This window comes from Marinovum sp. (assembly GCF_048263515.1).
In the GTDB taxonomy this organism is placed as follows: domain Bacteria; phylum Pseudomonadota; class Alphaproteobacteria; order Rhodobacterales; family Rhodobacteraceae; genus Marinovum.
This window is the reverse complement of sequence record NZ_JBLXEC010000011.1, coordinates 97,960-123,977: the sequence shown is the minus strand read 5'-3', so window position 1 is coordinate 123,977 and position 26,018 is coordinate 97,960. Positions and strand designations below refer to the sequence as shown.

The window sequence follows — 26,018 nt, the reverse complement described above, 5'->3', positions numbered from 1 at the left end:
GGAACGGCCGGTAATCGCCTGTCAGCTTGCCGCAGCCTATCACGTTTTGCGTCAAAGCGGTGGGATATCGCCCTCGGCGCGCATTGCGTGGAACTCGGACTGCCAGGCGTCGAAGCGGCCTTCGGCGATCGCATCGCGCATGCCGGCCATCAGCTCCTGGTAGTAGTGCAGGTTGTGCCAGGTCAGCAGCATCGAGGAGATCATCTCCTGCGCCCGGAACACGTGGTGCAGATAGGCGCGCGAATAGCTGCGGCAGGCCGGGCATGTGCAGGTCTCGTCCAGCGGCCGGGGATCGTCCTGGTGGCGGGCGTTCTTGATGTTGAGCACGCCGTGGCGGGTAAAGACCTGCCCGGTGCGCCCCGAGCGCGACGGCAGAACGCAGTCCATCATGTCGACCCCGCGCGCCACGGCGCCTACGATGTCATCGGGCTTGCCCACGCCCATCAGGTAGCGGGGCTTGTCCTGCGGCAGCTGCTCGGGCGCGAAGTCAAGACAGCCGAACATCGCCTCCTGCCCCTCACCCACCGCAAGACCGCCGATGGCATAGCCGTCGAAGCCGATCTCCTGCAGCGCCTCGGCGGATTGCTGGCGCAGGTCCTGTTCGAGCCCGCCCTGCTGGATGCCGAAAAGCATGTGACCGGGGCGCTCGCCAAAGGCCGCCTTGGAGCGCGCGGCCCAGCGCATCGACATCTCCATGCTGCTGGCAATCCGGTCGCGATCCGCCGGAAGCGCCGGGCATTCGTCGAAACACATCACGATGTCAGAGCCCAAGAGCCGCTGGATTTCCATCGAGCGTTCCGGGCTCAGCATGTGCTTGGAGCCGTCGATATGGCTCTTGAAGGACACGCCTTCCTCGGTCAGCTTGCGCAGCCCGGCGAGGCTCATCACCTGGAAGCCGCCGCTGTCGGTCAGGATGGGCCGCTGCCAGTTCATGAAGTCATGCAGCCCGCCCAGCCGGTCGATCCGCTCGGCGGTGGGGCGCAGCATCAGGTGATAGGTGTTGCCCAGAAGGATGTCGGCGCCGGTCTCGCGCACCGATTCCGGCAGCATCGCCTTGACGGTGGCGGCGGTGCCGACGGGCATGAAGGCCGGCGTGCGGATGTCGCCCCGCGGGGTCGAGATCACGCCGGTGCGGGCACGGCCATCGGTGGCCTTCAGGGTAAAGGAGGTCTGTGTCATGGCCCGGATTTGCCCTGTTTGCCGGCAATTGTCGAGAGCGCCGGTTTGACGTGACGGAGCCTTGGGTTATCTTGCGTCGGATGACATCTGATCCGGCTGCTGCCTCCGTTCTCGCCTTGCTACATCGTTCCGCAATCGCTACCGCTGCCCCCGAAGCAGACGGGGGCACGTGACATGACCGACGAGATCAAGCTGGGCTGGGAAGAATGGGTTTCTCTGCCCGATCTGGGGTTGCCGGCGCTGCGCGCCAAGGTCGACACCGGCGCGCGCACCTCGGCGCTGCATGCCTATGACATCGAGCGCTTCGGCCCGGCATCCAAGCCCAAGGTGCGCTTTGCCGTGCATCCGATCCCCGGCCGCGACGACCTGTCGATCCCCTGCTCGGCCGAGATCATCGACCGGCGCGAAGTCATCAGCTCGAACGGCGAGGCCGAGAGCCGCTATGTCATCCGTACCGACATCAAGGTCGCCGACAAGGTCTGGCCGATCGAGGTGACGCTGACCGACCGGCGCGGCATGTCGAACCACATGCTGCTGGGCCGGCAGGCGCTGACCGAGCGGGTCACCGTGGTGCCGTCCGAGAAATTCCAGCAACCGGAGCTCAGCTTCGACGTCTATCACTCCACCAAGGTGCGCAAGATGGCCCCCAACCGGGCGCTGCGCATCGCGGTGCTGAGCCGTGAGCAGAACTATTCCACCGCGCGGCTGGTGGCCGAGGGTGAAGAGCGCGGCCACGTGGTTGAGGTTATCGACACAACCCGTTGTTACATGGCGATCAATGCGCTGTCGCCGGATGTCTATTACGACGGCAAGCGCCTGCCCCGGTTCGACGCGGTGATCCCGCGCATCGGCGCCTCGATCACCAGCTACGGCACCGCCGTGGTGCGCCAGTTCGAGACCATCGGCACCTATTGCATCAACGGCTCTGCCGGTATCACCCAGAGCCGCGACAAGCTCTGTGCGCATCAGCTGATGGCGCGTCACAAGATCGGCATGCCCAACACCGCCTTTGCCGCCAGCCCCAAGGACACCGACAGCCTGATCGGGCTGGTCGGCACCGCGCCGCTGATCGTCAAGCTGCTTGAAAGCACCCAGGGCAAGGGCGTCGTCCTGGCCGAGACCAAGAAGGCAGCGCAATCGGTGATCGACGCCTTCCGCGGCCTCAAGGCCAACTTCCTGGTGCAGGACTTCGTCAAGGAGGCCGCCGGCGAGGACATCCGCTGCCTGGTGGTCGGCGGCAAGGTGGTGGCAGCGATGAAACGCACCGGCGCCGAGGGTGATTTCCGCTCCAACCTGCACCGCGGCGGCTCGGCCCAGGTGGTGCGCATCTCGCGCGCCGAACGCGAGGCGGCGGTCAAGGCGGCGCGGGTTTTCGGGCTCAAGCTTGCCGGTGTCGACCTGCTGCGTGCCGAGGCCGGGCCCAAGGTACTCGAGGTGAACTCCTCACCCGGGCTCGAAGGCATCGAGAAGGCCAGCGGCAAGAACATCGCCGGCCTGCTGTATGACCACATCGAGACCCATGTGCGCCCGCAGCCGATCCGCCGGCGCAAGACCGACTGATCCGGCCCCCCGCCATTGCATTCACGCTGTGGCGGGGTCATCCTTCGGACAGCTATTTTTCCGAAGGATGACATTATGGAAGACGTGATTCTCACCCTACTGCAGGACAATCTGGTGATCCTGCTCGCCGCGCTTTTCGTGATCATCGTGGTGCTGCGCGGCGTCAAAATCGTGCCGCAGTCCGAGAAATACGTGGTCGAACGCTTCGGCCGGCTGCATGCGGTTCTGGGGCCGGGCATCAATTTCATCGTGCCCTTCCTCGACCGGGTGGCGCACAAGATCTCGATCCTCGAGCGGCAGCTGCCGACCCATTCGCAGGACGCCATCACCTCAGACAACGTGCTGGTGCAGGTCGACACCTCGGTGTTCTACCGCATCATCGAGCCGGAAAAGACCGTCTACCGCATCCGCGACATCGACGCCGCGATCGAGACCACGGTGGCCGGCATCGTTCGCGCCGAGATCGGCAAGATGGAGCTCGACCATGTGCAATCCAACCGCTCGGCGCTGATCGACACGATCAAGGAGAGCGTGATGGACGCGGTCGACAACTGGGGGATCGAGGTGACGCGGGCCGAGATCCTCGACGTCAACCTCGACCAGGCGACGCGCGACGCCATGCTGCAGCAGCTCAACGCCGAACGCGAACGCCGCGCCCAGGTGACCAAGGCCGAAGGCTCGAAACGCGCGGTCGAGCTGAACGCCGACGCCGAGCTCTACGCCGCCGAACAGACCGCCAAGGCCCGCCGCATCCAGGCCGACGCCGAGGCCTACGCCACCGAGGTGGTGGCCAAGGCAATCGCCGAACACGGCATCGAGGCGGCGCAATACCAGGTGGCGCTGAAACAGGTCGAGGCGATGGGCGTGCTGGGCCAGGGCCAGGGCAACCAGACGATCGTGGTGCCGGCCCAGGCGCTCGAGGCCTTCGGCGATGCCTTCAAGCTGCTGAGAGGTCGGGGCTGATGCTGGCGCTGGTCAACGTCTGGTGGGTCTGGCTGGCGGCGGCGCTGTTGCTGGGCATCGCCGAGGTGCTGGTGCCGGGCTTCGTCTTTCTCGGCTTCGCCATCGGTGCGGCGCTGGTGGGCCTCGCGATGCTCGGGCCGCTTTCGTGGCTCTCGCCCGCCGCCGTGCTGCTGATCTTCGCGGTGTTGTCGCTGGTCGCCTGGCTGGTGCTGCGCCGCATGTTCGCCCTGCCGCGGGGGCAGGTGAAGCACTTCGACAGCGATATCAACGAGTGAGGGGCTGCGGTGGCGCGGGTCGAGGGGCGCCGCCTCCTGTCGCAAAGCGCCTCACGCCCCGGACGTGATCCGGGGCCTCTCGCCCTGCCCTGGGAGGTCCCGGATCAAGTCCGGGACGGCGGCGCGCAAAATGAACCAGCGTTCAGCCCGCCACACTCTCCCATACCGCCCGAGAGCAACCTTCGCCCCAAAGCCCCCCACGCCCCGGACCTGATCCGGGGACTCTCGTCTTGCCCCAGGAGGTCCCGGATCAAGTCCGGGACGGCGGCGCGCCAAATGAACCAGTTCTCCCGGGCCCTCTCTCCCATACCGCCCGAGAGCAACCTTCGACCCAAGAGCCCCCACGCCCCGGACCCCGATCCGGGGCCTCCTCCCCGCCCCCAGCCAACCCAGAACCACCCCGCCGCCACCGCAACCCGACCACCCCCTCTGGACCCTCGCCGTGCTATTCCCTATATGTTTGGTAAGAAATCAAACGAGGCCCAGAGATGAACGACGCCACCGCGCCCATGGAAGGCGCGCCGCTGATCAAGCCTTCGAGCACCGAGCACCCGCTTTACGACAAGATCGTCGAAGCGTGCCGCACGGTCTATGACCCTGAAATCCCGGTCAATATCTACGACCTCGGCCTGGTCTACACGATCGAGATCAGCGACGAGAACAAGGTCATGATCATCATGACCCTCACCGCCCCGGGCTGCCCGGTGGCCGGCGAAATGCCGGGCTGGCTGGTCGATGCGGTCTCGCCCGTGGATGGCGTTCAGGAGGTCGATGTCGAGATCACCTGGGACCCGCCCTGGGGCATGGACATGATGAGCGACGAGGCCCGGCTCGAACTGGGCTTCATGTAGCCGCGCCATGACGTCGCAGCGCGCGCGCATGCAGTCAGGCGAGCTCTATGACGCCGGCGACCCCGAGCTAGTCGCCACACGCCAACGGGCGCAGGCGCTGATGCGCGACTACAACGCCACGATCTACGGCGAGACCGAGGCCCGCAACGCCATCCTCGACGCGCTGCTCGGCGCCCGGGGCGAAAGCTGCGCCCTGCGCGCGCCGCTCTACGTCGATTACGGCTGGAACGTCTTTCTCGGCGACAATGTCTTTCTGAACTATGGCTGCGTGCTGCTCGATGTCTGCCCGATCCGCATCGGCGACCGCACCCAGATCGGTCCGCAGGTGCAGATCCTCACCGCCGACCATCCGCGCGACCCGGCGGTGCGCGACCAGGGGCTGGAATTCGGCCGACCGATCACCATCGGGCGCAACGTCTGGATCGGCGGCGGCGCGATCCTGCTGCCCGGCGTCACCGTCGGCGATGATGCGGTGATCGGCGTCGGCGCGGTTGTCACCCGCGACGTGGCCGCCGGCACCACCGTCGGCGGAAATCCGGCCCGCCCGCTTGTTTCACGCCAAGACCACGCTTAGGTAAGGCGCAAAGGAGTTCTGCACAATGTTCGGCATCCCCGGCAAACAGGCCGTGACCATGACCCCCGCCGCGATCCGCCAGATCGTCAGGCTGATGGAGCAGAAAGGCCACGCCGGCCTGCGCATCGGCGTCAAGAAAGGCGGCTGCGCCGGCATGGAATACACCATGGATTTCGCCGACGAGATCGGTGATCACGACGAGGTCGTCGAACAGGACGGCGCACGGGTGATGATCGCGCCGATGGCGCAGATGTTCCTCTTCGGCACCGAGATCGACTACCAGACCTCGCTCCTGGAAAGCGGCTTCAAGTTCAACAACCCCAATGTTGCCGACGCCTGCGGTTGCGGCGAGTCGATCAAGTTCAAGGACGTCGAAGAGCTCTCCAAGGACTTCCCCGAGGGCGTCCCCAAGCTGAGCTGAACCGCAAGAGCGCTCCGCTCGCCCCAGCGCCCCACCCAGCCCTTCTTCTGTTTGAAAATACCTCCTCGGCACGCCCGACGCCTGGCGTGCCGCTGCCCCCTAAAGCGCCCATCCCCCCGTCAACCGAACGTCATAGGGATAGCGCGACAAGAGCTCGTATCCGCTCTCGGTGATCAACACCTGATCCTCCAGCTTGATCGCAAAATCCCCGCCCTCGCGCCCTACCAGCGCCTCGACGCAGATCACCATGCCGGCCTGCAGCTCGTGATCGAAGGCGCCCGCCACCATGTCTTCGGGATAGGCCACCAGCGGCCATTCGTCACACAGCCCGACCCCGTGCATCATGCAGCTGTAGCGCCCGGCCCGGAACTCCGGCCGCAGTCGGTGGCCGTTGCGGCTCAGGTCCTCGATATTTACCCCCGGCGCCAGCATGTCCATATTGGTGAAGATATGCTCCAGCGCGTGCTGCATGGCATCCACCATGTCAGGCCGCGCCGGCGCCTCGCCGATCCACCAGGTGCGACTGATGTCGGTGCAGATGCCATAGGTGCCCACCAGGTCGGTGTCGAAGGCCAGGATCTCGTTCTCCTGCACCACCCGTGGCCCGCATTCCTGGAACCAGGGGTTGGTGCGCGGCCCTGAGGTCAGGAGCCGGGTCTCGATCCATTCGCCGCCGCGGCGGATGTTCTCGGCATGCAGCACCGCCCAGATATCATCCTCCGACACCTTGCCACGCGGCACCTCGGACCGCGCAAAGCGCTCCATCTCGGCCATGGCGGCTTCGCAGGCGTGGATGGCGCAGCGCATGGCGCGGATCTCGTCAGGGCCCTTGATGGCGCGGGCGTGCTCCGTCGCCTCTTCCCCGGGCAGGACGGTGATCCCCAGCGCCTCGAGCGCGCGCAGCCCGTGCAGCATGATCTTGTCGACCCCCAGCCGCATCTCGCCGCCGCCATGCGCCGCCAGCAGATCGCGCACCTCTTCGGCAAAGGCCGCTGCCGCCCGCTCCAGCCCCTCACCCCGGTCGAAATAGAACAAGTCGGCGCCAGAGCGCTGTTCGCGCACCAGGGGGTTGAAGGTCGAGAGAAACGGCGCCCGGCTGTAATCCCAGATCACCATGTAGCCATCGGCACAGACCAGCACGGCGCGAAACGGGTTGTGGCTGTTCCAGAGCTGCATGTTGGTGCTGTCGGTGGCATAGCGGATATTGAGCGGATCAAAGACCAAAAGCCCGCCCCAGCCCCGCGCCTGCACCGCCTGCGTCAGCCTCTGCCAGCGATAGCGCCGCATCATCTGCAGGTCCGGCAGCACCAGCCCCGCCGCGCGCCATTCGTCAAAGGCCAGCCGCGTGGGTCCGATCTCGATGCGGTCGGCGTCATTGGGCGTGTTGTCGCCCAGCCGGGGGCCACGGCTCGGGTCGATCTTGCGGCGCTGATGCTGGGGGGTGACCCCGTCCTTGCTCATCGGGCTGGCGCTCCCTCGGATGCTCCCCCGAGCATGCGACGCGCCGCCCCTGCCCTGCCTGCCGGTTTGCGACGCCGGAGCGCGGCGAAACCGACCTTTCGGGCCTAGGTCTTCAGGTGCAGGTAGGTCTCGTTGAACCGCTTCGCCAGATGTTCGCCGGCCAGGATCACCTGCCCCGAACCGGGCGGCGCCACATTGGCATCATGGTTCGGGTTGACGAACATCGGCACCGAGATCCGCTCCTGCTCGGACCCGCGCACCCGGTGCAGCGTCGCCACCACCCGGCCCTCGGTCCACATCTCGAGCATCTCGCCGAAGTTGATGATGAAGGTCCCGGGCTGCGCCTCGACCGGCAGCCAGCGGCCATTGCGGGTCTGCACCTCGAGCCCGGGCACCCCGTCGGTGGCCAAGAGCGTCAGGCAGCCGTAATCGGTATGCGGCGCGATGCCGAAGTCCTTGTCGCCCGCCCATGAGGGTCTTTCGGGATAGTAATTGCCGCGCAAAAGCGCCATCGGCCGGGTGAACTTGTCGTCGAAGTAGTCCTCCGGTGCCTCGATGGCGCGCGCAATCCCCCGCAACATCTCGCGCGCCACGCCGAGCGCATCGGCGTAATAGGCCTGCACGACGCGGCGAAAGCCCTCGGGCCGGTCGGGCCAGAGGTTGTCGGCATAGACCGAGAGGTCCAGCTGACGGACGGGATCGCCCTCGGCCAGTTCGTAGCCGCAGTCGAACACCTGCTTGTAGTCCGGGTTGGCGCCGGGATCGACCTGCTCGCTCTGCGCCGCGCCCCAGCCACGGTTCGACCCGGTGCGCGCCATGTCGACCTGGCGCCTCTCGGCCTCGGACAGGCGAAAGAACGCCCGGTAGGCGGCGATCACCTGGTTGACCCGGGCAGCATCGAGCGCGGTGCCGGTCAGCGTCAGAAAGCCGATCTCCTGCGCCGCCACCCGCAGCGCATCCATGGTCAGCGGGTCGCCTGCGCGCAGCGAACAGGCATCGATCCTGGGTATCATGCGTGGGCCTCCCTGCCTGTTGCCTGCCCTTGTGTCTCAGAACGCCCGCCCGGCTGCAACCGGGGTTGACCTTTGGCCGGCAGCGGCAATGATGCGCGGCAATCAAGTCAGAGGAGTGGACATGCGCAGAAAACTTGCCGCGGGCAATTGGAAGATGAACGGAACCTCGGCCGAGCTGTCGCGGCTGAAGACGTTGGCCGACAGCCATGGCGCGGCCGGCTGCGACGTACTGATCTGCCCGCCCGCCACGCTTCTGAGCCGCGCGGCCGAGGCGCTCTCGGGCAGCGCCATCGCGCTTGGCGGCCAGGATTGCCATGCCAATACCTCCGGCGCTCACACCGGCGACACCTCGGCCGAAATGCTCAAGGACGCGGGCGCGACTTACGTGATCCTCGGCCATTCCGAGCGCCGCGCCGATCACGGTGAAAGCGACGAGGCCGTGCGCGCCAAGTCGGAGGCCGCCATTGCCGCTGGCCTCACCGCGGTGATCTGCCTTGGCGAAAGCCTCGAGGAACGCGAGGCCGACAAGACCCTCGACGTGATCGGCACCCAGCTTCAGGGCTCTACCCCCGACGGCGCTACCGGCGAGAACGTGGTCATCGCCTACGAGCCGGTCTGGGCGATCGGCACCGGCAAGGTGCCCACCATGGAGCAGATCGGCGAGGTGCATGATTTCATCCGCGCCCGGCTCGAAGAGCGCTTCGGCGCCGAGGCCGGCGGCGCCATCCGCATCCTCTATGGCGGCTCGGTCAAACCCGGCAATGCTTCGGAGATCTTTGCCGTCTCCAATGTCGATGGCGCGCTGGTCGGCGGCGCCAGCCTGAAACCCGAGGACTTCGGGCCGATCATCCAGGCATTGGAGGCCAGCGCGGGCTGACACCGTGGCGTGGCGTATTTGGAAAGAGAAGAAACACGGGTCTTCTTCTCTTTGAAAAATACGCCGCACTGTCGTCTGACACGAGAACGGCGCCCGACATTCCGGGCGCCGTTTTTCCTTTTCTAAATGGCGGTGACAGTCAGTTCACCACGATCTCCGGCCCCATGAAGGTGGTGGGCAGCCAGGTCGAGAGCCAGGGGATATAGGTCACCATGATCAGGAAGACGAAGAGCACTGCAAGGAAGGGCAGCGCCGCCTTGACCACCCGCATCATCGGCATGCCGGCGACGCCGGAGGTGACGAAGAGGTTGAGCCCCACCGGCGGGGTGATCATGCCGATCTCCATGTTGACCACCATGATGATGCCGAGGTGGATCGGGTCGATCCCCAGTTCGATGGCAATCGGGAACACCAGCGGTGCCACGATCACGATCAGGCCCGAGGGCTCCATGAACTGACCGCCGATCAGCAGGATCACGTTGACGATCACCAGGAACATCACCGCGCCGAAACCTGCCGCCAGCATCGACGAGGCGATCTGCTGCGGGATCTGCTCGTCGGTCAGCACGTGCTTGAGGATCAGCGCGTTGGCGATGATGAACATCAGCGTGACCGTCAGCTTGCCCGCCTCGAACAGCGTGTCGCGGGTGTCGCGGTGGAAGAAGGCGGTGACCAGCGCGATGGGCTTCTGGATCAGCGACAGGTTGCGCTCGCCCTCGCCCGTTCTCAGCGGCCCCATGTCGCGATAGACGAAGGTGGCGATGAAGAAGGCATAGACCGCCGCCACAGCCGCCGCTTCGGTCGGCGTGAAGATGCCGCCGTAGATGCCGCCGAGGATGATGACGATCAGGAACAGGCCCCAGCCGGCCTCGAGCCCCGAGGTGAAGACCTCGCCCCAGCCCTTCCATTCGCCCCTGGGCAGGTTGCGGATGCGGGCGATGATGTAGATCGTCAGCATCAGCATGAAGCCTGCCATCAGGCCCGGGATCACGCCCGCCAGGAACATCCGTCCGACCGAGACATCGGTCGCGGAGGCATAGACCACCATGACGATCGACGGCGGGATCAGGATGCCCAGCGTACCCGCCACGGCGATGATGCCGGCAGCAAAGTCCTTGGTATAGCCCACCTGGCGCATGCCGACGATGACGATCGAGCCGATGGCCACCACGGTCGCCGGGGACGAACCCGAGAGCGCGGCGAAGAGCATGCAGGCGAAGACACCGGCAATCGCCAGGCCCCCCGGCAGGTGCCCGACCAGCGCGATCGAGAAGCGGATGATCCGCCGCGCCACGCCGCCCGTCGACATGAAGGCCGAGGCCAGGATGAAGAAGGGAATGGCCAGCAGCGTGTAGTGCCCTGCCATCGCCTGGAACAGCGTCTGGGCGATCGAGGCCAGCGAGGTGTCCGACAGGAGCAGCAGGAACAGGATCGACGAGGCGCCCAGCGACACCGCGATGGGCACGCCGATCAGCATCAGGCCGATCACCATGACAAAGAGGAAGACAACTTCCATGTATCTTACTCCTCGATGTTCATGTGGCGGACGTCATCGACCGCATCTTCGGCTTCGTGGCTGACGATCAGCCCCTCGGCCTGGTCCGTGGCCAGCCGCACGAAGGCCTGGACAAAGCGGAACAGCAGCAGCGCCGCGCCAATGGGCAGCATCGCGTAGGGAATGAAGCGCGGGATCTTCTCGTAGGCCTCGCCCTCGTTCATCGCGTCGCCCAGCCAGGCCAGCCACGACGGCATCGGGATGTCGTTGACCTCGTACCAGGACCGGAACGACGAGCGGCCCATCTCCTCGAGCCCGGTGGGGAACCAGCGCCCGGTGGTCTGCGGCAGGTTGGCAAAGTTCGCCCAGTAGTCCCAGGCGCCCTTGAGCAGCAGGAAGGCATAGGCAATGCAGATCGCGCCGGCGAGCAGCGCCAGCGCCTTGCGCACCGGCCGGTCGAAAAGGTTGATGATGGCGTCGACGCCGAGATGCGCCGTCACCTTGACCGCGTAGCTCACCCCGAAGAGCACCAGCCAGGCGAAAAGGAAGGCGGTCATCTCCAGCCCCCAGATCAATCCGGTGTTGAAGCCATAGCGCAGCACGACGTTGATGAAGGTGATGATCGTCATGGCGCCGAGGATCAGCGCGATGACGGTTTCCTCGAGCTCATGGACCATGCGGCCCAGGATCCCCTTGGGTTCGTAATGGGCTGACATCGCCCGTCCCCTTTTCGTCTGGATTGGCCGGACCCGGGCGCCAGGGGCGCCGGTCAGGTTCCGGTAATGAAACGGGCCGGGATCGTCGAAGACCCCGGCCCCTGTCCCCCGCACATTGGCGGTCCCGGCCCGCGTTCTGCGGGTCCGGGGATCGGCAAGGCCGGATCAGTTCATCATGTTGATCTCTTGCGCGGCGTCGATGTTTTCCTGACCGACGTCTTCCTTGAACTCTTCCCAGACCGGCTTCATCACGTCGACCCAGGCCTGACGCTGATCGGCATCGAGGGTGCGGACCACGCCGCCGGCATCGATGATCGCCTGCTTGGCCTCGGCGTTCACCTTGGTCGACTCGGCGTTGCGGGCCTCGGTCACCTCGTTGATGATCGTGGTCAGCTGCTCGCGCACGTCGTCGGGCAGGCTGTCGTAGAAGTCGACCGAGGTCACCAGCAGATAGTCGATGATGCCGTGGTTGGTCTCGGTGATGCCGTCCTGCACCTCAAAGAACTTCTGGCCGTAGATGTTGGACCAGGTGTTTTCCTGGCCGTCGACAACGCCGGTCTGCAGCGCGCCGTAGACCTCGGAAAAGGCCATCGGCTGCGGCGAACCGCCGATTGCCGCCATCTGCGCCTTGAGCACGTCGGACGATTGCACGCGGAACTTGAGGCCATTGGCATCCGACGGCAGGATCAGCGGCTTGTTGGCCGACATCTGCTTCATGCCGTTGTGCCAGAACGCCAATCCCAGCAGGCCGCGACGGGTCATCGATTCCTTCATCGCCTGACCGGTTTCCGAGTTCTGGAAGGCATCGACGGCGTTGATGTCCTTGAACATGAACGGCAGGTCGAAGATGCGGAACTGCTTGGTGAAGCGCTCGAACTTCGACAGCGACGGCGCGGCCAGCTGGACGTCGCCGTTCAGCATGGCTTCCAGAACCTGGTCATCGTTGTAGAGGGTCGAGTTCGGGAAGACCTCGAGGCAGGCCTTGCCGTTCATCTCGTCGTTGACGCGCTGTTCCAGCAGCGAGGCGGCGATGCCCTTGGGGTGCTTGTCGGTGTTGGTGACATGGGCGAACTTGATGACGATCTCGCCGTCGTCGCAGGCCGCCATCGCGCCGGTGGCGGCGGTGACGGTCAGGGCCAGTGCGGTGGCGGCGGTTGTCAGAACGTTTTTCATTGATCTCTCCTCCCGAGAATTGGCGGGCACTGGGTTCCCCCTCGTGCCGCATGCCGGTACTAGAGCCCGGCGCGGAAATCCGCTCAAGAGGTTGTTATGTGAGATGAAGACATTGGCGCAAGCTTATGGTTTTATTCAGCTTGTCATCTCGGCCTGACGAGCAGCGCGTGGAATTGTGCGAAATCCCGCACATCGTTAGCGTCGGTCCGTGCGGAAATCCGCACAGGCGCGACCCGCTGGCGAATCTCCGCCGGGCCGGGCAGTCTCGGCCCATGACATCGGATTGCAACTCCCCGCCCGACCGGCTCGACCGGATGCTGTCCTTCCTGCAACGGGCCGAGGCGCTCAAGGACACCATGCGCTCGGGCCACACCGGCCGGGGCCATCCCGAGAGCGTGGCGGCACACAGCTGGAGCCTCTGCCTGCTGGTGCTGCTGCTGGAGGACGAGATTGCGGGCGTCGACCTGCTGCAGCTCCTGCGGCTCTGCCTCGTGCACGACCTGGGCGAGGCGATCTCCGGTGACGTGCCGGCGATCCACCAGGACCCGGCCGACGACAAATCCGCCAAGGAGCGCGCCGATCTGGTCACGCTCTGCGAGGGGCTGCCGGACGATGTCACCGCGCGGTTGCTGGCGCTTTGGGAGGAGTATGACAGGGGCCAGAGCTCCGAGGCGGTGCTGGCCAAGGGCCTGGACAAGATCGAGACCATGGTGCAGCACGTCACCGGCGATCAGGTCTCGGACTTCGATTACCTGTGGAACCTGGGCTACGGCACCAGCCGCACCGACCGCACGCCGCTGTTGCAAGAGCTGCGGCAGAAGGTCGACGCCATGACCCGCGCCAGTGCGGCAGGGCAGCCGGACAGGACGGCTGAGAAGGGCTAAGCGAGGCAAGACCTCGATCAGGGCTTGGTCCTGCCTGCCCGGAGGTCTAGATTGGATGCGGACCACGCAAGGAGGCGCGCCATGACCCTGCCGCTCCACAGGGCATCAGACCTGACCGGCCCGCATCGGGGGACCAGGTCATGACCGGTGCGCTGAGCCTGCTCTGGCGCGACAACAAGCTGCTGGTCGGCGGGTTCCTTCTGGCGCTGGCGGTGATGATCTTCTTTGCCATCCGCTCGATCGCCTTCTGGATCTACTGGGCCGACCCGGCGCATCGCAACCAGGAGATCGAGCCCTGGATGACCCCGCGCTATGTCGCCCATTCCTGGCATGTGCCGCCCGAGGTGGTGGTCGAGGCGCTCGACCTCGTGCCCGGTGGCGGGCGGATCACCATGGCCGAGATTGCCGAGCGCGAGGGCGTGAGCCTTGACGAGATCGCCGAGCGCCTTGTCGCCGCCATCGAGGCCGAGCGCGCCGCGCACCGCGCCCTCGGTCCCGGGCCGAAGGGATGAGCGACGCCCTCTTCGAGCTTGTGGCGACCTATGGCGTCTGGCTGCTGGCGGCGGCCTGCTTCCTGTCCTGCCTGCTGGTGCCGATCCCCTCCTCGCTCTTGATGCTGGCCGGCGGCGCCTTTGTCGCGGCGGGGGATCTCGCCTTTGCCACGGTGTTCCTTTCAACCTGGTTGGCGGCGATTGCCGGTGATCAGCTGGGCTATGCCCTCGGTCGCAGCGGTGCCGGTCTGCTGGACCGGCTGGAACAGCGCAAGCGCAAGCAGGCCGAGCTGATCACCCGCGCCAGGGCGCTGGTGGCGCGGCGCGGCGGTTTGGGCGTGTTCTTCTCCACCTGGCTGGTGGCGCCGCTCGGGCCTTACGTCAACTTTATCGCCGGGGCGAGCGGCCTGCGCTGGCTGCGCTTCACGCTCTGGGATGCCGCGGGCGAGGCGATCTGGGTCGGCGGATACATCGGCCTGGGCTACACCTTTGCCGACCAGCTGGCGCTGGTGGCGGACATGGCCACCAATGCCTCGGGCTTTCTGGTGGCGCTGGCGGTGGCGCTGGCCTTCGGCTTTCTGCTGCGGGCCCGGCTGCGCAAGGCGCGCGCCCGTGCACGGGCGCTCTCGACATGAGCGCACCGGCCCCCCATATCTGAACCATGCTGAAGTTCACCCCCATCCTCCTTGCCATTCTTTACGGGCTGGCGATGTATCACTTCTCGGCCTGGCGCACGCGCAAGGAGCTTGACGCCCGCTCGACCGAGCTGGCCGATCCGGCGCTGAAGCGCCTGACCGACCGCATGGCGGCGGCGCTCGATCTGGCGAAGATCCGGGTGCATATCTACGAGATCGACCCGGTCAACGGCCTGGCGGCGCCGGACGGGCGGATTTTCATCACCCGTGGCTTCTATCGCAAGTACCGCAACGGCGAGGTGTCCGCCGAAGAGCTGGCCAGCGTGATCGCGCACGAACTGGGACATGTGGCGCTGGGCCATTCGCGGCGGCGGATGATCGATTTCTCCGGTCAGAACGCTTTGCGCACGGCGCTTGGCATGGTGCTGAGCCGGTTCCTGCCCGGGATCGGCGTGATGATCGCCGGGGCGCTGACCTCGCTGCTGGCGGCGCGGTTGTCGCGCTCGGACGAATACGAGGCCGACGCCTATGCCGCGGCCCTGCTGACCAAGGCCGGGATCGGCGTGGCGCCGCAGATCAGCCTGTTCCACAAGCTCGACGCCCTGACCGCGCAACGCTCCGGCGCAGCGCCGGCCTGGCTGATGAGCCATCCCAAGACCGCAGAGCGGGTGGCGGCGCTGGAGAAGCTCGAGGGACGGTGGACCTAGGCGCGTGATCGCCGACCCGCGGGGTGGCGGTCCTACCTGAGTTCGGCTGCGCTTTATCTCGGTCGAATCCGGAAGAGATCGGATCGACGCGCCAAGCCCGGCCAAATCGCTGCCCCAAGGGGCGGGTCATGCCGAATGCATACCTCTGGCATGACGAACACGTGGCGACCTGCGGCCTAGTTTCCGCGCCAAGACCCAAGACCATCGCCGTCCCGGACCTGATCCGGGACCTCATCGCCAGCCAAAGCCCTCAAGCCGCGTGATCGCCGACCCGTGGGGTGGCGATGCAACGGTCGTTCGGCAGCACTTTATCCCCGCCAAATCCGGAAGAGATCAGATCGACGTGCCAAGCTCAGCCAAATCGCCGCCCCGGGGGGCGGGTCATGCCGAAGGCATGCCTCTGGCATGACGATCGCGCGGCGGCCTGCGGCCTTGATTCCGCGCGAGGGAAGTGAACCTAAGGTGTCGCCAGCGCCTTCGCCAATCTGGGCAGCCGCGCCTTCTTCAACAGAGGCCGCATCTGCCAGTCATGCTCCGAGAGGCTCCGCGCCTTCTCCAGCACCTGGCCTGCCACATGTGCCACAAGCTCCGGCTGCGCCTGCCAGATGCCGTGCAGGAAGCCATCGGGGTCCTGCCGCGACAGCCCCTCCTCGGCCAGCATCTGCCTCGGGAAATCCTTGGCATTCAACGTGCAGATCATGTCCGCCGAGCCGGCAATCGCCGCCGCCAGCACATGCACATCCGCCGGATCGGGCAACCACAGCCGCGCCTCGAGCGAGGGCGGCCAGGTGACCTCGGCCGCCGGCCAGTTCACCGCCAGCAAGGCGATCTCGCCGCGCGCCTGGGCCTCGCCTCCGGGGCCGATCTTGCGCGCCGCCCGCGCCCATTCCTCGAGGATCCGCGCCGACCAGAGCGGCGTGAAGACGCCCTGCCCGGCCACGCCCAGCAGCATCTCGCGCATCACCGTCGGATAGATCACGCAGGCGTCGAGCAGGACTTTCATCGCAGGCGCTCCCGGGCCGGGGGCGAGAGGGGCCTTGCCCCTCGGCCTGCGGCCTCACCTCAAGGTATTTTCAAACAGAAGAAGCCCTCAGAGGCGGTAGAACAGGGCCTTGAGATAGCCCGATTCCGCCAGCTGCGGCATCAGCGGGTGGTCAGGCCCGGCAAAGCCGGTGTGGATCAGCGAGGCCTGCCGCCCGGCGCGGCCGATGCCACGGGTACAGGCGGTGCGGAAGGCACCGAGGTCAGCGGCATGCGAGCAGGAACAGAGCCCGAGGTAGCCGCCCTCGGCCACCAGCGGCGCCGCCAGCCGGGCGATGCGCTCATAGGCCCTGAGGCCGGCCTCAAGCGCCTGTTTCGACGGCGCAAAGGCCGGCGGATCGCAGATCACCACGTCGAACTGCGCGCCCTCTTCGGCCAGCGCGGTCAGCGCGTCAAAGGCATCGCCCTGCCGCACCGCCAGCCTGTCGTCATGGCCCGAGGCCCGGGCGCCCTCTTCCGCCAAAGCCAGCGCCGGGGCGGAGCCGTCGACGCAGAGCGCGCTTTCGGCGCCGGCCGCCAGCATGGCGAGGCCGAAACCGCCGACATGCGAAAAGACGTCGAGCACCTTGGCCCCCGGCGCCACCAGCCGCGCGGCAAAGGCATGATTGTCGCGCTGGTCGAAGAACAGCCCGGTCTTCTGGCCGCCGGTCAGATCGGCCATGTAGGTCGCGCCGTTCATCTTCACCGGCAGCGCGGCTTCCGGCGCCTGCCCGGCCAACACGCCAGAGACATCGTCGAGCCCTTCGAGCGCCCGGGTCCGGCCGCCGGCGTTCTTCAGCACATGGCTGACGCCGGTCACCTCCTGCAGCGCGGCGGTCAGCGCGTCCAGCCGGACCTCGAGCCAGGCGGCATTGGGCTGCACCACAGCCGTATCGCCGAAGCGGTCGATTACCAGCCCGGGCAGACCATCGGCCTCGGCATGCACGAGCCGGTAGAACGGCGCGTCATAAAGCCGCGCGCGCAGCGCCAGCGCCTTGCCCAGCCGGGCGGCAAACCAGGCCTGGTCGACGGCTTCGGTCACATCGCGCGACAACACCCGGCCGATGATCTTGGACGTCGGGTTGGCCGCGATCAGCGCCAGCGGCGTCCGATCGGCATCCTCGAGCACGGCCAGCGCGCCGGGCGCAATCGAACGGGTGCGGCGGTCGGTGACCACCTCGTTGGCAAAGACCCAGGGCGCGCCATGGCGGATGGCGCGGGCATTGGCTTTGGGTTTCAGGCGGATCACGGGTATATCTGTCATACTGCGCTGATAGGCGCAAAACCGCGCCGTGGAAAGACCCGTCGCCATTCCCGTCGAGTGTGATATTCTCCGCATGGGACGAGGGTTGCATTCACCAGGCCGGACAGCTAGAAGTGACCGGAAGTTAGCGCTAACAGCCCCGGCGCCGCCGTCGCCGCGATAGGAGCCAGCATGACCCTGAACGCCACCATTGCCGATGTTACCGACAAGATCCGCAAACGCTCCGAGGCGCGCCGCGCCGCCTATCTCGACAAGATGCGCCGCGCCGCCGAGGAAGGTCCGCGCCGCGGCCACCTGACCTGCGGCAACCAGGCCCATGCCTATGCCGCGATGGAGGATGACAAGGACACGCTTGCCGCCTCGCAGAAGCCCAACCTCGGGATCATCACCGCCTACAACGACATGCTCTCGGCGCACCAGCCGTTCGAGACCTATCCCCAGCTGATCAAGGCCGCCGCCCGCCGCGCCGGCGGCACCGCACAGGTCTCGGGCGGCGTGCCGGCGATGTGCGACGGCGTCACCCAGGGCCAGGTCGGCATGGAACTGTCGCTGTTTTCCCGCGACGTGATCGCGCTGGCCACCGGTGTTTCGCTCTCGCACAATACCTATGACGCCGCCGTCTACCTCGGTGTCTGCGACAAGATCGTGCCGGGGCTGATCATCGCCGCCGCCACCTTCGGCTACATCCCCGGCCTGTTCATTCCCGCCGGTCCGATGACCTCTGGCCTGCCCAACGACGAAAAGGCCAAGGTCCGTCAGAAATTCGCCACCGGCGAGGTCGGCCGCGAAGAACTGATGAAGGCCGAGATGGCCTCCTACCACGGTCCGGGCACCTGCACCTTCTACGGCACCGCCAATACCAACCAGATGCTGATGGAGTTCATGGGCCTGCACCTGCCGGGCACCAGCTTCGTCAATCCCGGCACCGCCCTGCGCGAGGCGCTGACCGAGGCCGCCACCGAGCGCGCCCTCGCGATCACCGCGCTTGGCAATGACTACACCCCGGTCTGCGACGTGCTGGACGAGAAGGCCTTCGTCAACGGCATCGTCGGGCTGATGGCCACCGGCGGTTCGACCAACCTGGTGCTGCACCTGCCCGCCATGGCGCGTGCCGCCGGTGTCGAGCTGGAGCTGTCGGATTTCGACGCGATCTCCGACGCGGTGCCGCTGATGGCCAAGGTCTATCCCAACGGCCTGGCCGACGTGAACCACTTCCACGCCGCAGGCGGGTTGGGCTTCATGATCGGCGAACTGCTCGATGCCGGACTGCTGCACCCCGATACCACCACTGTCGCCGGTGGCGGGCTCGCGGCCTATGCCCAGGAGCCCAAGATCAAGGACGGCAGCTTGGTCTGGGAAGACGGTGCCAAGGTCACCCAGAACGACAAGATCCTGCGCCCGGTGGGCGAGGCCTTCCAGCCGACCGGCGGGCTCAGGCAGATGTACGGCAACCTCGGCCATGGCATGATGAAGGTCTCGGCGGTCGCGCCTGAACGTCACATCATCGAAGCCCCCTGCCGCGTGTTCCACGATCAGGATTCGGTCAAGCAGGCCTTCAAGAACGGCGAGTTCACCTCCGACACGGTGATCGTCGTGCGCTTCCAGGGGCCGAAATCCAACGGCATGCCGGAACTGCATGGTCTGACCCCGACGCTGGCGGTGCTGCAGGACCGCGGGCTCAAGGTGGCGCTGGTCACCGATGGCCGGATGTCCGGTGCCTCCGGCAAGGTCCCCTCGGCGATCCACATTTCGCCCGAAGCCGCCGCCGGTGGCCCGCTGGCCAAGCTGCGTGACGGCGACGTGGTGCGCGTCGATGCCACCAACGGCCGGATCGAGACCCTCGCCCCGGACTTCGACAGCCGCGAGCCGGTGGTCGCCGATCTCTCGGGCAACGGCCATGGCGTCGGACGCGAGCTCTTCGAGGCCTTCCGCCTCAACGTCGGTCTCGCCTCGAATGGCGCGGCGGTGGTTGTCTAGGCGGCGGTTCCGTGCTTCTTCTCTTTCGAAAATACGCAGCGCCGACCCTGGCCCCAAGCAGAAAGGTCCAAGTGACATGACCCCCCAAGACGCCTCCAAGGAAACCGAAGCCCTTTGCCGCCGTGCGCCGGTGGTGCCGGTGCTCGTGGTCGAGGACGTGGCGCATGCCCGGCCGCTGGCCGAGGCGCTGGTTGCCGGCGGCCTGCCGGCGCTGGAGGTCACCCTGCGGACCCCGGCGGCGCTGGACGTGATCCGCGAGATGGCCAAGGTCGAAGGCGGCATTGTCGGCGCCGGCACCCTGCTGACGCCGGCCGACGTGCAGGCCGCAAAAGCGGCCGGCGCGCGTTTCGGCGTGACACCGGGCTGCACCGACCGGCTGCTCGACGCGGTCGAAGCCGCCGATCTGCCCACTCTGCCCGGCGCTGCCACCACCACCGAGGCGCTGCGCCTGCTGGAACGCGGCTACACCGTGCAGAAGTTCTTCCCGGCCGAGGCCAATGGCGGCGCCAAGGCGCTGGGCTCGATCGGCGCCCCGCTGCCGCAGATCAAGTTCTGCCCCACCGGCGGTGTCTCACTGAAGAATGCGCCGGATTACCTGAGCCTGTCGAACGTGCTCTGCTGCGGCGGCAGCTGGGTCGCGCCCAAGAACCTGGTGCAGGCCGGCGACTGGAAGGCGATCGAGGAACTGGCCCGCGAAGCGGCGGCTCTGGCCCGCGGCTGAGCCAGGCACCGGATCGGAAACAAGGCGGCGCGCCCGGGGACCCCGGCGCGCCGTGTTTCGTCCTAGCGGTCGCGCGAGCGCCAGCCGCCCCGGCGGCGTGGTATGCCGGCCGGCGCGCGGCCTTCGCGCAGAACCCCGGTCATCGGATGGTCCGGATGGTCCCCCCCGTGACGCTCCAGCAGCGCATCGATGATGCTGGTCACATCGCCTTCGACCGCCAGCGCCCAGTCGAGAAAGATCGACCGGCATTCGCCCTCGGTGATCCCGTCGATCCGGTAGCTCTCGTGGATCAGCCCGCGCGGATCCAGCGCATCGCCCTTGCTCATGTCTTTTCCTCCACAGCCGGCAGCGCGCCGGTGATCGCCGCATCGGCGCGCTCGCGCACCTCGGCCAGGCGGCCGATCAGGTCGTCCAGTGTCTCTGCCGCGCATTCGCGCAGCACGAATCCCGCGCCACCGCCAGACAGCGCCTCCGGGTCGAGCGGCCGGTCGCTGAGCAGCCGCGAGGCCATCTGCAGGCTGCCCTGCAGCGCATAGCCCTCGGCCAGCGCTGCCATCTCGGCCTCGGAGATCACCCCGGCCCGCGCCGCCGCCGCCAACCCCTCGTCGGTGCTGCGCGCCGCGCAACCGTCGATCAGCGCGCCGGCCTGGGCCAGCAGCTCGATATCCTGCATCCGGCCCGGACCGATCTTGGCATCAAGCGGCCCGTCGGGCGATTTCGCCGCGGCGATCCGCGCGCGCATCTTGGCCACCTCCTGCAGCACCTCGTCGCGGGGCCGCGCGCCCAGCAAGGCGCAGCGCAGCGTCTCGACGTCCTGGCCCAGCGCCTCGGCGCCGGCCACGGCGCGGGCGCGGGTCAGCGCCAGGTGCTCCCAGACCCAGGCCTCTAATTTCTGGTAGCTCTCGAAGCTCTGCCAGGAGGTCGCCACCGGGCCTTGGGTGCCCGAGGGCCTGAGCCGCATGTCGACCTCGTAGAGCCGGCCTTCGGCCATCGGCGCGGTCATCGCCGTCACCAGCGCCTGGGTCAGCCGGGCATAATAGGTGCGCGCGGCCAACGGGCGGCGGCCCTCAGAGGTCTCGATGCCTTGGGCGTCGTAGATCACGATCAGGTCGAGGTCCGAGGCCGAGGTCAGCCGGGCGGCGCCCAGACTGCCCATGCCCAGCACCACCGCGCCGCGGCCCGGCGGCAGGCCATGCTTGCCCGCGAAATGCGCCACCACTTCGGGCCAGAGGGCGGCGAGATTGGCACTGGCCAGGTCGGCATATTGCGCCCCGGCCTGTGCGGCGTCGATCAGCCCGCGCAGGTGATGCACGCCGATGCGGAAGTGCCATTCCTTGGCCCAGCGCCGGGCGGCATCGAGCTTGCGTTCGTAGTCACCCTCGCGTGCCAGCACCTGCGCCAACTCGGCGGTCAGACCGGCCTCTCCCGGCCAGTCCGAGAAGAAATCACCGCCGATCACCGCGTCGAAGACACTCGAGTTGCGCGACAAGTAGCGCGCCAGCGCCGGCGAGGTGCCGGCGATATCGACCAGCAGGTCGATGAGCTGCGGGTTGGCCTCGAAGAGCGAGAACAGCTGCACCCCGGCGGGCAGACCCGAGAGGAAGCCGTCAAAGGCATTGAGCGCCTCGTCAGGCCGCGCGGTCTCGGCCAGGCGACGCAGGATCTCGGGGCGGATGCGGTTGAAGATCTCGACCGCGCGCGGGCTGCGCAGCGCGGCGTAGCTGCGCCAGCGGCTGGTGACGCCGCTGTCGAAGCTTGTCTCTGTGTCGGCATCGTCGCCGGTCTCGGTCTCGGCGCCGGGGTCGGCATCGGGGGCAAAGAAGCCCTCGGTGCTCTCGTGCACCTCGGTCAGCCGGGACATCAGATCGGCCTTCAGCGCGGCGCGGTCGGTGCCCATCATCGCGGCGATCCGGTCGAAGCCCTCGTCGGAATTGGGCAGGGTCTGGGTCTGGGCGTCGGCCACCATCTGCAGCCGGTGCTCGACCTCGCGGTGAAAGCGATAGTGCCCGGTCAGCCCCTCGGCCAGTTCGGTTGGCAGCCAGTCCTTCTGCGCCAGCACCGCCAGCCCCCCGACCGTGCCGCGCACCCGCAGGTCGGGGTCGCGGCCGCCGGCGATGATCTGCTGGGTCTGGGTGAAGAACTCGATCTCGCGGATGCCGCCGCGGCCGAGCTTCATGTTGTGCCCCGGCAGGGTGATCGGACCGCCAAGCCCCTTGTGGGCGCGGATGCGCAGCCGCATGTCATGGGCGTCCTGGATGGCGGCGAAATCGAGGTGCCGGCGCCAGACGAAGGGCCGCAGGGTCTGCAGGAACTTCTCGCCCGCAACAATGTCGCCGGCGCAGGCGCGCGCTTTGATATAGGCGGCGCGTTCCCAGGTGCGGCCGAGGCTTTCGTAGTAGCGCTCGGCGGCCTCCATGGTCATGCAGACCGGCGTCACCGAGGGGTCTGGCCGCAGCCGCAGGTCGGTGCGGAAGACATAGCCCTCGCCGGTCTGGTCATTGAGCATCGCCGCCATCTTGCGGGTGGCGCGGATCAGCGCGGCGCGGGCCTCGTGATAATCGTCGCGCTCGAACTGGCTCTCGTCGAACAGGCAGATCAGGTCGATGTCGGAAGAGTAATTAAGCTCGCCTGCCCCCATCTTGCCCATGGCCAGCGCCACCATGCCGGCGCCGGTCTCGGCATCGGCCTCGGTCTTGCCGGGGATCTTGCCGCGGCGCAGCTCGTGGCCGACGCAGGCGCGAATCGCCAGGTGGGTGGCGAGATCGGCAAAGCGGGTCAGCGTGCCGGTGACCTCTTCCAGCGACCAGACGCCGCCGAGATCGGCGAGACCGGCCAGGAGCGCGACCCTGCGCTTGCCCCGGCGGAGCGCCGAGGCAAGCTGGTCCGGCGGCACCTGCCGCAGCTCGACGAAGAGCGCCTCGATCGCCGCTTCCGGCCCGTCAAAGGCCGGGGCGAGCCAGTCCTGTTCCTTTTCGCAGAGCCCCTTGAGATAGGGGCTGCAGCCGCCTGCGCCTTCGATGACATCCTGGATCCCGGGGTCGACCCCGGGGAAGAGCGCACGGGTCTCGGTGCCGCGGTCGGGCTCGAAGGGATGGGGCAAGCGGGTGATGCGACTGGCGAAATTCATGCGGCCACGTTGTGCATGGGGGCGCAATCTCGTCAAGTGGTGGGGCCTTTGGCGGGCGGTGGCGTGGCATATTTTCGAAAGAGAAGAAGCGGGGGGTGGTTGACCTTGATCGCCGGGTTGGCTTTCTGGCCGGAAAGACCGGAGGATGGCATGAGCAAATCGCTGAAACGTGTGAAGCAGGCGCTGGCGGCGGCGGGGATCGAGACCGAAATCCGCGAGGTCGGGCAATCGCGCACCGCGCAGGAGGCGGCGGATGCGGTGGGCTGTCACATCGACCAGATCGCCAAGTCGATCATCTTTCGCGGCGAAGAGAGCGGCGCGGCGATCCTGTTTCTGACCGCCGGCGGCAACCGGGTGGCGGACGACAAGGCCAGTGCGCTGGCCGGCGAGCCGCTGGGCAAGGCCGATGCGGCGCTGATCCGGGCGCAGACCGGCTTTGCCATCGGTGGGGTGGCGCCGATCGGCCATCTGAACCAGATCCGGGCGTTTCTGGACCCCAGATTGCTGGATTTCGCCGAAATCTGGGCGGCGGGCGGCACGCCACGGCATGTCTTTGCCCTGCCCTCGGCGCGGCTTCAGCCGCTGACCGGTGCGCAAGCTGCTGATTTCATTGCAGAGTCAAATTAAATGTAAAAAACATTCACATAGGATCTTGCAGGCCGGGGGCGGCCTTCCCATCTGTTGCGATGTGAAGAGCATTCACATTGAACCCAAACAACGGAGAGCCCCGATGACAACCGTCGCCACCGAAGTCCACCCGATCCGGTCCACCCAGGGCTGGTTCTCGCGCAGCGAGGCCTGGCTCGACAGCAAGGGCAAAGGTGCCTGGATTGCTGCGATGGTCCTGGGCTTCATCTTCTTCTGGCCGCTTGGCCTCGCCCTTCTCGCTTACATGATCTGGAGCAAACGCATGTTCGGCAAATGCAGCAAATCTTCCCACCGGACCAGCCGCCACGCGGCGCGCTGGAACGCGATGAAACCCTCGGGCAACACTGCTTTTGATGCCTACAAGGAAGAGACCCTGCGCCGCCTGCAGGAAGAGCAGGAGAACTTCGAAGCCTTCCTCGAACGGCTGCGTGCCGCCAAGGACAAGGCCGAGTTCGACCAGTTCATGGACGAGCGTGGACGCGACGCGGCGAAACGCCGTGACGAGGAAAACGAAGACGCCCGCCAGGACGCCTGATCCAGACGCCTGATCCAACAGCAACGACCGGGTGGCCCCATGCAGGGGGCCGCCCTTTCCAACGGAGGACATGATGTATACCGCCGCCCTGCCCGATCCGCAGTATCAGCCCGAGTTCTACGCCGATATCGCGCCCAAGCGCCTGATGGCCTGGCTGATCGACTTTGCCCTGATCCTGGCGCTGACCCTGATCGCGCTGCCCTTCACCGCCTTTATCGGGCTGTTTTTCCTGCCCTTTCTTTATGCCGCGGTGGGATTCGTCTATCGCGTGATGACGATCTCGGGGGGATCGGCGACGCTGGGCATGCGGGTGATGTCGATCGAATTGCGCAATGCGCAGGGCGAGACGCTCGACCTCGGGTCCGCCTTCCTGCACACGCTGGGCTATTACCTGAGCTTCATGATGGCGCTGGTGCAGCTGGGCTCCGTGGTGCTGATGCTGACCTCGGAACGCGGTCAGGGCCTGACCGACATGGTGCTTGGCACGGTGATGGTGAACCGCCGGCTCTGACCGGCGTGCCCGCCCACTGCGCCGCCGCCATGTGCAAATGACCGCCGCTGCCAAAGTCTTGCGCTTGGCGGCGGCGTTTTTCGTTGTTATCTTTCTGCCAGCAAAGGGATGTCCAGATGCGCCACACGCTTCCGCTCGCGCCACAGTTCTACGTGACCGCCCCCCAGCCCTGCCCCTATCTTGACGGGCGGCTGGAACGGAAGCTGTTCACTGCGCTGCAGGGCGAAAGCGCCGAGACCCTGAATGACAGCCTGTCGAAACAGGGCTTTCGCCGGTCGCAGAACGTGCTTTACCGGCCGTCCTGCACCGATTGTGCCGCCTGCATGTCGGCGCGGATCTCGGTCAAGGATTTCGCCCCTTCGAAAAGCCAGAAACGCACGCTGAAGCGCAATGATCATCTCGAACGCCGGGCGACCTCGCCCTGGGCCACGGACGAGCAGTTCGACCTGTTCCGCACCTATCTGGAGAGCCGCCATGCCGAGGGGGGCATGGCCGACATGGATGTCTTTGAATTCGCCGCGATGATCGAGGAAACGCCGATCCGGTCGCGGGTGGTGGAATATACCGACCGCCGCGACAACGCGCTGACCGCGGTCTGCCTGACCGATGTGCTCGATGACGGGCTGAGCATGGTCTATTCCTTCTACCAGCCGCATCTGCCGCGGCAGTCGCTGGGCACCTACATGATCCTCGATCACATCGAGATCGCCCGCGAGGCCGGCCTTCCCTACGTCTATCTCGGCTATTGGGTGCCGGGCAGTCCGAAGATGGGCTACAAGGCCAAGTTCGCCGGGCTCGAGGTCTATCGCCTGGGCCGCTGGACCCGGATGCAGGACCCCGAGGCCTATGACCTCGACGAGCATCCGATCTCGACCGATCCGATTGCCGAACAGGTGGCCAATATCTCGCTGCCGGACCTCAGCCCCAAGGCGCGCTGATC

General features: G+C 66.7%; 27 protein-coding genes. 17 read left to right on the top strand and 10 right to left on the bottom strand.

The window, feature by feature from the left end; translation table 11 throughout:
* Nucleotides 1–51: 51 nt before the first annotated feature.
* Nucleotides 52–1,179: a tRNA guanosine(34) transglycosylase Tgt gene (gene tgt, locus ACN0SE_RS12170; protein WP_417524797.1), complete on the bottom strand. Its 1,128-nt coding sequence runs from the start codon at nt 1,177–1,179 to the stop codon at nt 52–54.
* Nucleotides 1,180–1,353: 174 nt separating this feature from the next.
* Here tgt and rimK point away from each other — a divergent pair, with 174 nt between their 5' ends.
* The 6 genes from rimK to ACN0SE_RS12140 all read left to right on the top strand — a co-directional run bounded on the left by rimK (nt 1,354) and on the right by ACN0SE_RS12140 (nt 5,823).
* Complete coding sequence (rimK, locus tag ACN0SE_RS12165; RefSeq protein ID WP_417524796.1) at nt 1,354–2,739, top strand: 30S ribosomal protein S6--L-glutamate ligase; 1,386 nt, start codon at nt 1,354–1,356, stop codon at nt 2,737–2,739.
* Between the two features lie 75 nt (nt 2,740–2,814).
* Nucleotides 2,815–3,702 (top strand): SPFH domain-containing protein, encoded by an 888-nt coding sequence (locus ACN0SE_RS12160; protein ID WP_417524795.1) that lies wholly within the window; start codon nt 2,815–2,817, stop codon nt 3,700–3,702.
* The gene (locus tag ACN0SE_RS12155) at nt 3,702–3,977 is read left to right on the top strand and encodes an NfeD family protein (RefSeq protein WP_417524794.1); all 276 of its coding nucleotides are present in this window, start codon (nt 3,702–3,704) and stop codon (nt 3,975–3,977) included. Before ACN0SE_RS12160 ends, ACN0SE_RS12155 begins: the two co-directional genes overlap by 1 nt.
* Nucleotides 3,978–4,465: 488 nt before the next feature.
* Complete coding sequence (locus tag ACN0SE_RS12150; RefSeq protein WP_417524793.1) at nt 4,466–4,828, top strand: SUF system Fe-S cluster assembly protein; 363 nt, start codon at nt 4,466–4,468, stop codon at nt 4,826–4,828.
* Between the two features lie 28 nt (nt 4,829–4,856).
* On the top strand, nt 4,857–5,402 hold the full coding sequence (locus ACN0SE_RS12145; RefSeq protein WP_417524792.1) for a sugar O-acetyltransferase: 546 nt from the start codon (nt 4,857–4,859) through the stop codon (nt 5,400–5,402).
* Nucleotides 5,403–5,427: 25 nt separating this feature from the next.
* On the top strand, nt 5,428–5,823 hold the full coding sequence (locus ACN0SE_RS12140; RefSeq protein WP_417524791.1) for a HesB/IscA family protein: 396 nt from the start codon (nt 5,428–5,430) through the stop codon (nt 5,821–5,823).
* 99 nt (nt 5,824–5,922) lie between these two features.
* On the opposite strand, the gene dddP is transcribed toward ACN0SE_RS12140, so the two are convergent.
* The gene (gene dddP, locus ACN0SE_RS12135) at nt 5,923–7,284 is read right to left on the bottom strand and encodes a dimethylsulfonioproprionate lyase DddP (protein ID WP_417524790.1); all 1,362 of its coding nucleotides are present in this window, start codon (nt 7,282–7,284) and stop codon (nt 5,923–5,925) included.
* Between the two features lie 104 nt (nt 7,285–7,388).
* Complete coding sequence (locus ACN0SE_RS12130; protein ID WP_417524789.1) at nt 7,389–8,297, bottom strand: isopenicillin N synthase family dioxygenase; 909 nt, start codon at nt 8,295–8,297, stop codon at nt 7,389–7,391.
* A gap of 121 nt (nt 8,298–8,418) precedes the next feature.
* On the opposite strand from ACN0SE_RS12130, the gene tpiA reads away from it, so the two are divergent.
* The gene (tpiA, locus tag ACN0SE_RS12125; protein WP_417524788.1) at nt 8,419–9,174 is read left to right on the top strand and encodes a triose-phosphate isomerase; all 756 of its coding nucleotides are present in this window, start codon (nt 8,419–8,421) and stop codon (nt 9,172–9,174) included.
* 139 nt (nt 9,175–9,313) lie between these two features.
* Here the strand turns inward: tpiA and ACN0SE_RS12120 are convergent, their stop codons facing one another.
* The 3 genes from ACN0SE_RS12120 to ACN0SE_RS12110 form a co-directional block, all read right to left on the bottom strand.
* Nucleotides 9,314–10,690 (bottom strand): TRAP transporter large permease, encoded by a 1,377-nt coding sequence (locus ACN0SE_RS12120; RefSeq protein WP_417524787.1) that lies wholly within the window; start codon nt 10,688–10,690, stop codon nt 9,314–9,316.
* Nucleotides 10,691–10,695: 5 nt separating this feature from the next.
* Nucleotides 10,696–11,385 carry a TRAP transporter small permease gene (locus ACN0SE_RS12115; protein WP_417524786.1) on the bottom strand — a complete coding sequence of 230 codons (690 nt, stop codon included), beginning with the start codon at nt 11,383–11,385 and terminating at the stop codon, nt 10,696–10,698.
* 165 nt (nt 11,386–11,550) lie between these two features.
* Nucleotides 11,551–12,558 carry a DctP family TRAP transporter solute-binding subunit gene (locus tag ACN0SE_RS12110; RefSeq protein ID WP_417524785.1) on the bottom strand — a complete coding sequence of 336 codons (1,008 nt, stop codon included), beginning with the start codon at nt 12,556–12,558 and terminating at the stop codon, nt 11,551–11,553.
* 272 nt (nt 12,559–12,830) lie between these two features.
* Here ACN0SE_RS12110 and ACN0SE_RS12105 point away from each other — a divergent pair, with 272 nt between their 5' ends.
* The 4 genes from ACN0SE_RS12105 (at nt 12,831) to ACN0SE_RS12090 (ending at nt 15,275) form a co-directional block, all read left to right on the top strand.
* Nucleotides 12,831–13,442: an HD domain-containing protein gene (locus ACN0SE_RS12105; protein ID WP_417524784.1), complete on the top strand. Its 612-nt coding sequence runs from the start codon at nt 12,831–12,833 to the stop codon at nt 13,440–13,442.
* A gap of 140 nt (nt 13,443–13,582) precedes the next feature.
* On the top strand, nt 13,583–13,954 hold the full coding sequence (locus ACN0SE_RS12100; protein ID WP_417524783.1) for a hypothetical protein: 372 nt from the start codon (nt 13,583–13,585) through the stop codon (nt 13,952–13,954).
* Complete coding sequence (locus tag ACN0SE_RS12095) at nt 13,951–14,568, top strand: DedA family protein (protein WP_417524782.1); 618 nt, start codon at nt 13,951–13,953, stop codon at nt 14,566–14,568. The genes ACN0SE_RS12100 and ACN0SE_RS12095 overlap by 4 nt, the downstream gene beginning before the upstream one ends.
* A 26-nt stretch (nt 14,569–14,594) precedes the next feature.
* Nucleotides 14,595–15,275 carry a M48 family metalloprotease gene (locus ACN0SE_RS12090; protein ID WP_417524781.1) on the top strand — a complete coding sequence of 227 codons (681 nt, stop codon included), beginning with the start codon at nt 14,595–14,597 and terminating at the stop codon, nt 15,273–15,275.
* 457 nt (nt 15,276–15,732) lie between these two features.
* Here ACN0SE_RS12090 and ACN0SE_RS12085 read toward each other — a convergent pair whose 3' ends face one another.
* Nucleotides 15,733–16,278: an RSP_2648 family PIN domain-containing protein gene (locus ACN0SE_RS12085; RefSeq protein ID WP_417524780.1), complete on the bottom strand. Its 546-nt coding sequence runs from the start codon at nt 16,276–16,278 to the stop codon at nt 15,733–15,735.
* Nucleotides 16,279–16,365: 87 nt separating this feature from the next.
* A complete protein-coding gene (locus tag ACN0SE_RS12080) occupies nt 16,366–17,559 on the bottom strand; it encodes an RSP_2647 family RNA methyltransferase (RefSeq protein WP_417524779.1) in 1,194 nt (397 codons plus the stop codon).
* 171 nt (nt 17,560–17,730) lie between these two features.
* Here ACN0SE_RS12080 and edd point away from each other — a divergent pair, with 171 nt between their 5' ends.
* Both edd and eda read left to right on the top strand, forming a co-directional pair.
* Nucleotides 17,731–19,536, top strand: coding sequence for a phosphogluconate dehydratase (edd, locus tag ACN0SE_RS12075; RefSeq protein WP_417524778.1), 1,806 nt, complete (start codon nt 17,731–17,733; stop codon nt 19,534–19,536).
* Between the two features lie 76 nt (nt 19,537–19,612).
* The gene (gene eda, locus ACN0SE_RS12070; RefSeq protein ID WP_417524777.1) at nt 19,613–20,257 is read left to right on the top strand and encodes a bifunctional 4-hydroxy-2-oxoglutarate aldolase/2-dehydro-3-deoxy-phosphogluconate aldolase; all 645 of its coding nucleotides are present in this window, start codon (nt 19,613–19,615) and stop codon (nt 20,255–20,257) included.
* A 62-nt stretch (nt 20,258–20,319) separates the two neighbouring features.
* On the opposite strand, the gene ACN0SE_RS12065 is transcribed toward eda, so the two are convergent.
* On the bottom strand, nt 20,320–20,583 hold the full coding sequence (locus ACN0SE_RS12065; protein ID WP_417524776.1) for a hypothetical protein: 264 nt from the start codon (nt 20,581–20,583) through the stop codon (nt 20,320–20,322).
* Nucleotides 20,580–23,384: a bifunctional [glutamine synthetase] adenylyltransferase/[glutamine synthetase]-adenylyl-L-tyrosine phosphorylase gene (locus tag ACN0SE_RS12060; RefSeq protein ID WP_417524775.1), complete on the bottom strand. Its 2,805-nt coding sequence runs from the start codon at nt 23,382–23,384 to the stop codon at nt 20,580–20,582. Before ACN0SE_RS12060 ends, ACN0SE_RS12065 begins: the two co-directional genes overlap by 4 nt.
* Nucleotides 23,385–23,534: 150 nt before the next feature.
* Between ACN0SE_RS12060 and ACN0SE_RS12055 the strand changes: the two genes are divergently transcribed.
* From ACN0SE_RS12055 to ACN0SE_RS12040, 4 genes are all read left to right on the top strand, one after another.
* On the top strand, nt 23,535–24,011 hold the full coding sequence (locus ACN0SE_RS12055; RefSeq protein ID WP_417524774.1) for a YbaK/EbsC family protein: 477 nt from the start codon (nt 23,535–23,537) through the stop codon (nt 24,009–24,011).
* Between the two features lie 103 nt (nt 24,012–24,114).
* Nucleotides 24,115–24,567: a DUF2852 domain-containing protein gene (locus ACN0SE_RS12050; RefSeq protein WP_417524773.1), complete on the top strand. Its 453-nt coding sequence runs from the start codon at nt 24,115–24,117 to the stop codon at nt 24,565–24,567.
* 73 nt (nt 24,568–24,640) lie between these two features.
* A complete protein-coding gene (locus tag ACN0SE_RS12045; protein WP_417524772.1) occupies nt 24,641–25,078 on the top strand; it encodes an RDD family protein in 438 nt (145 codons plus the stop codon).
* Between the two features lie 116 nt (nt 25,079–25,194).
* Nucleotides 25,195–26,016: an arginyltransferase gene (locus tag ACN0SE_RS12040; RefSeq protein WP_417524771.1), complete on the top strand. Its 822-nt coding sequence runs from the start codon at nt 25,195–25,197 to the stop codon at nt 26,014–26,016.
* Nucleotides 26,017–26,018 lie beyond the last annotated feature (2 nt).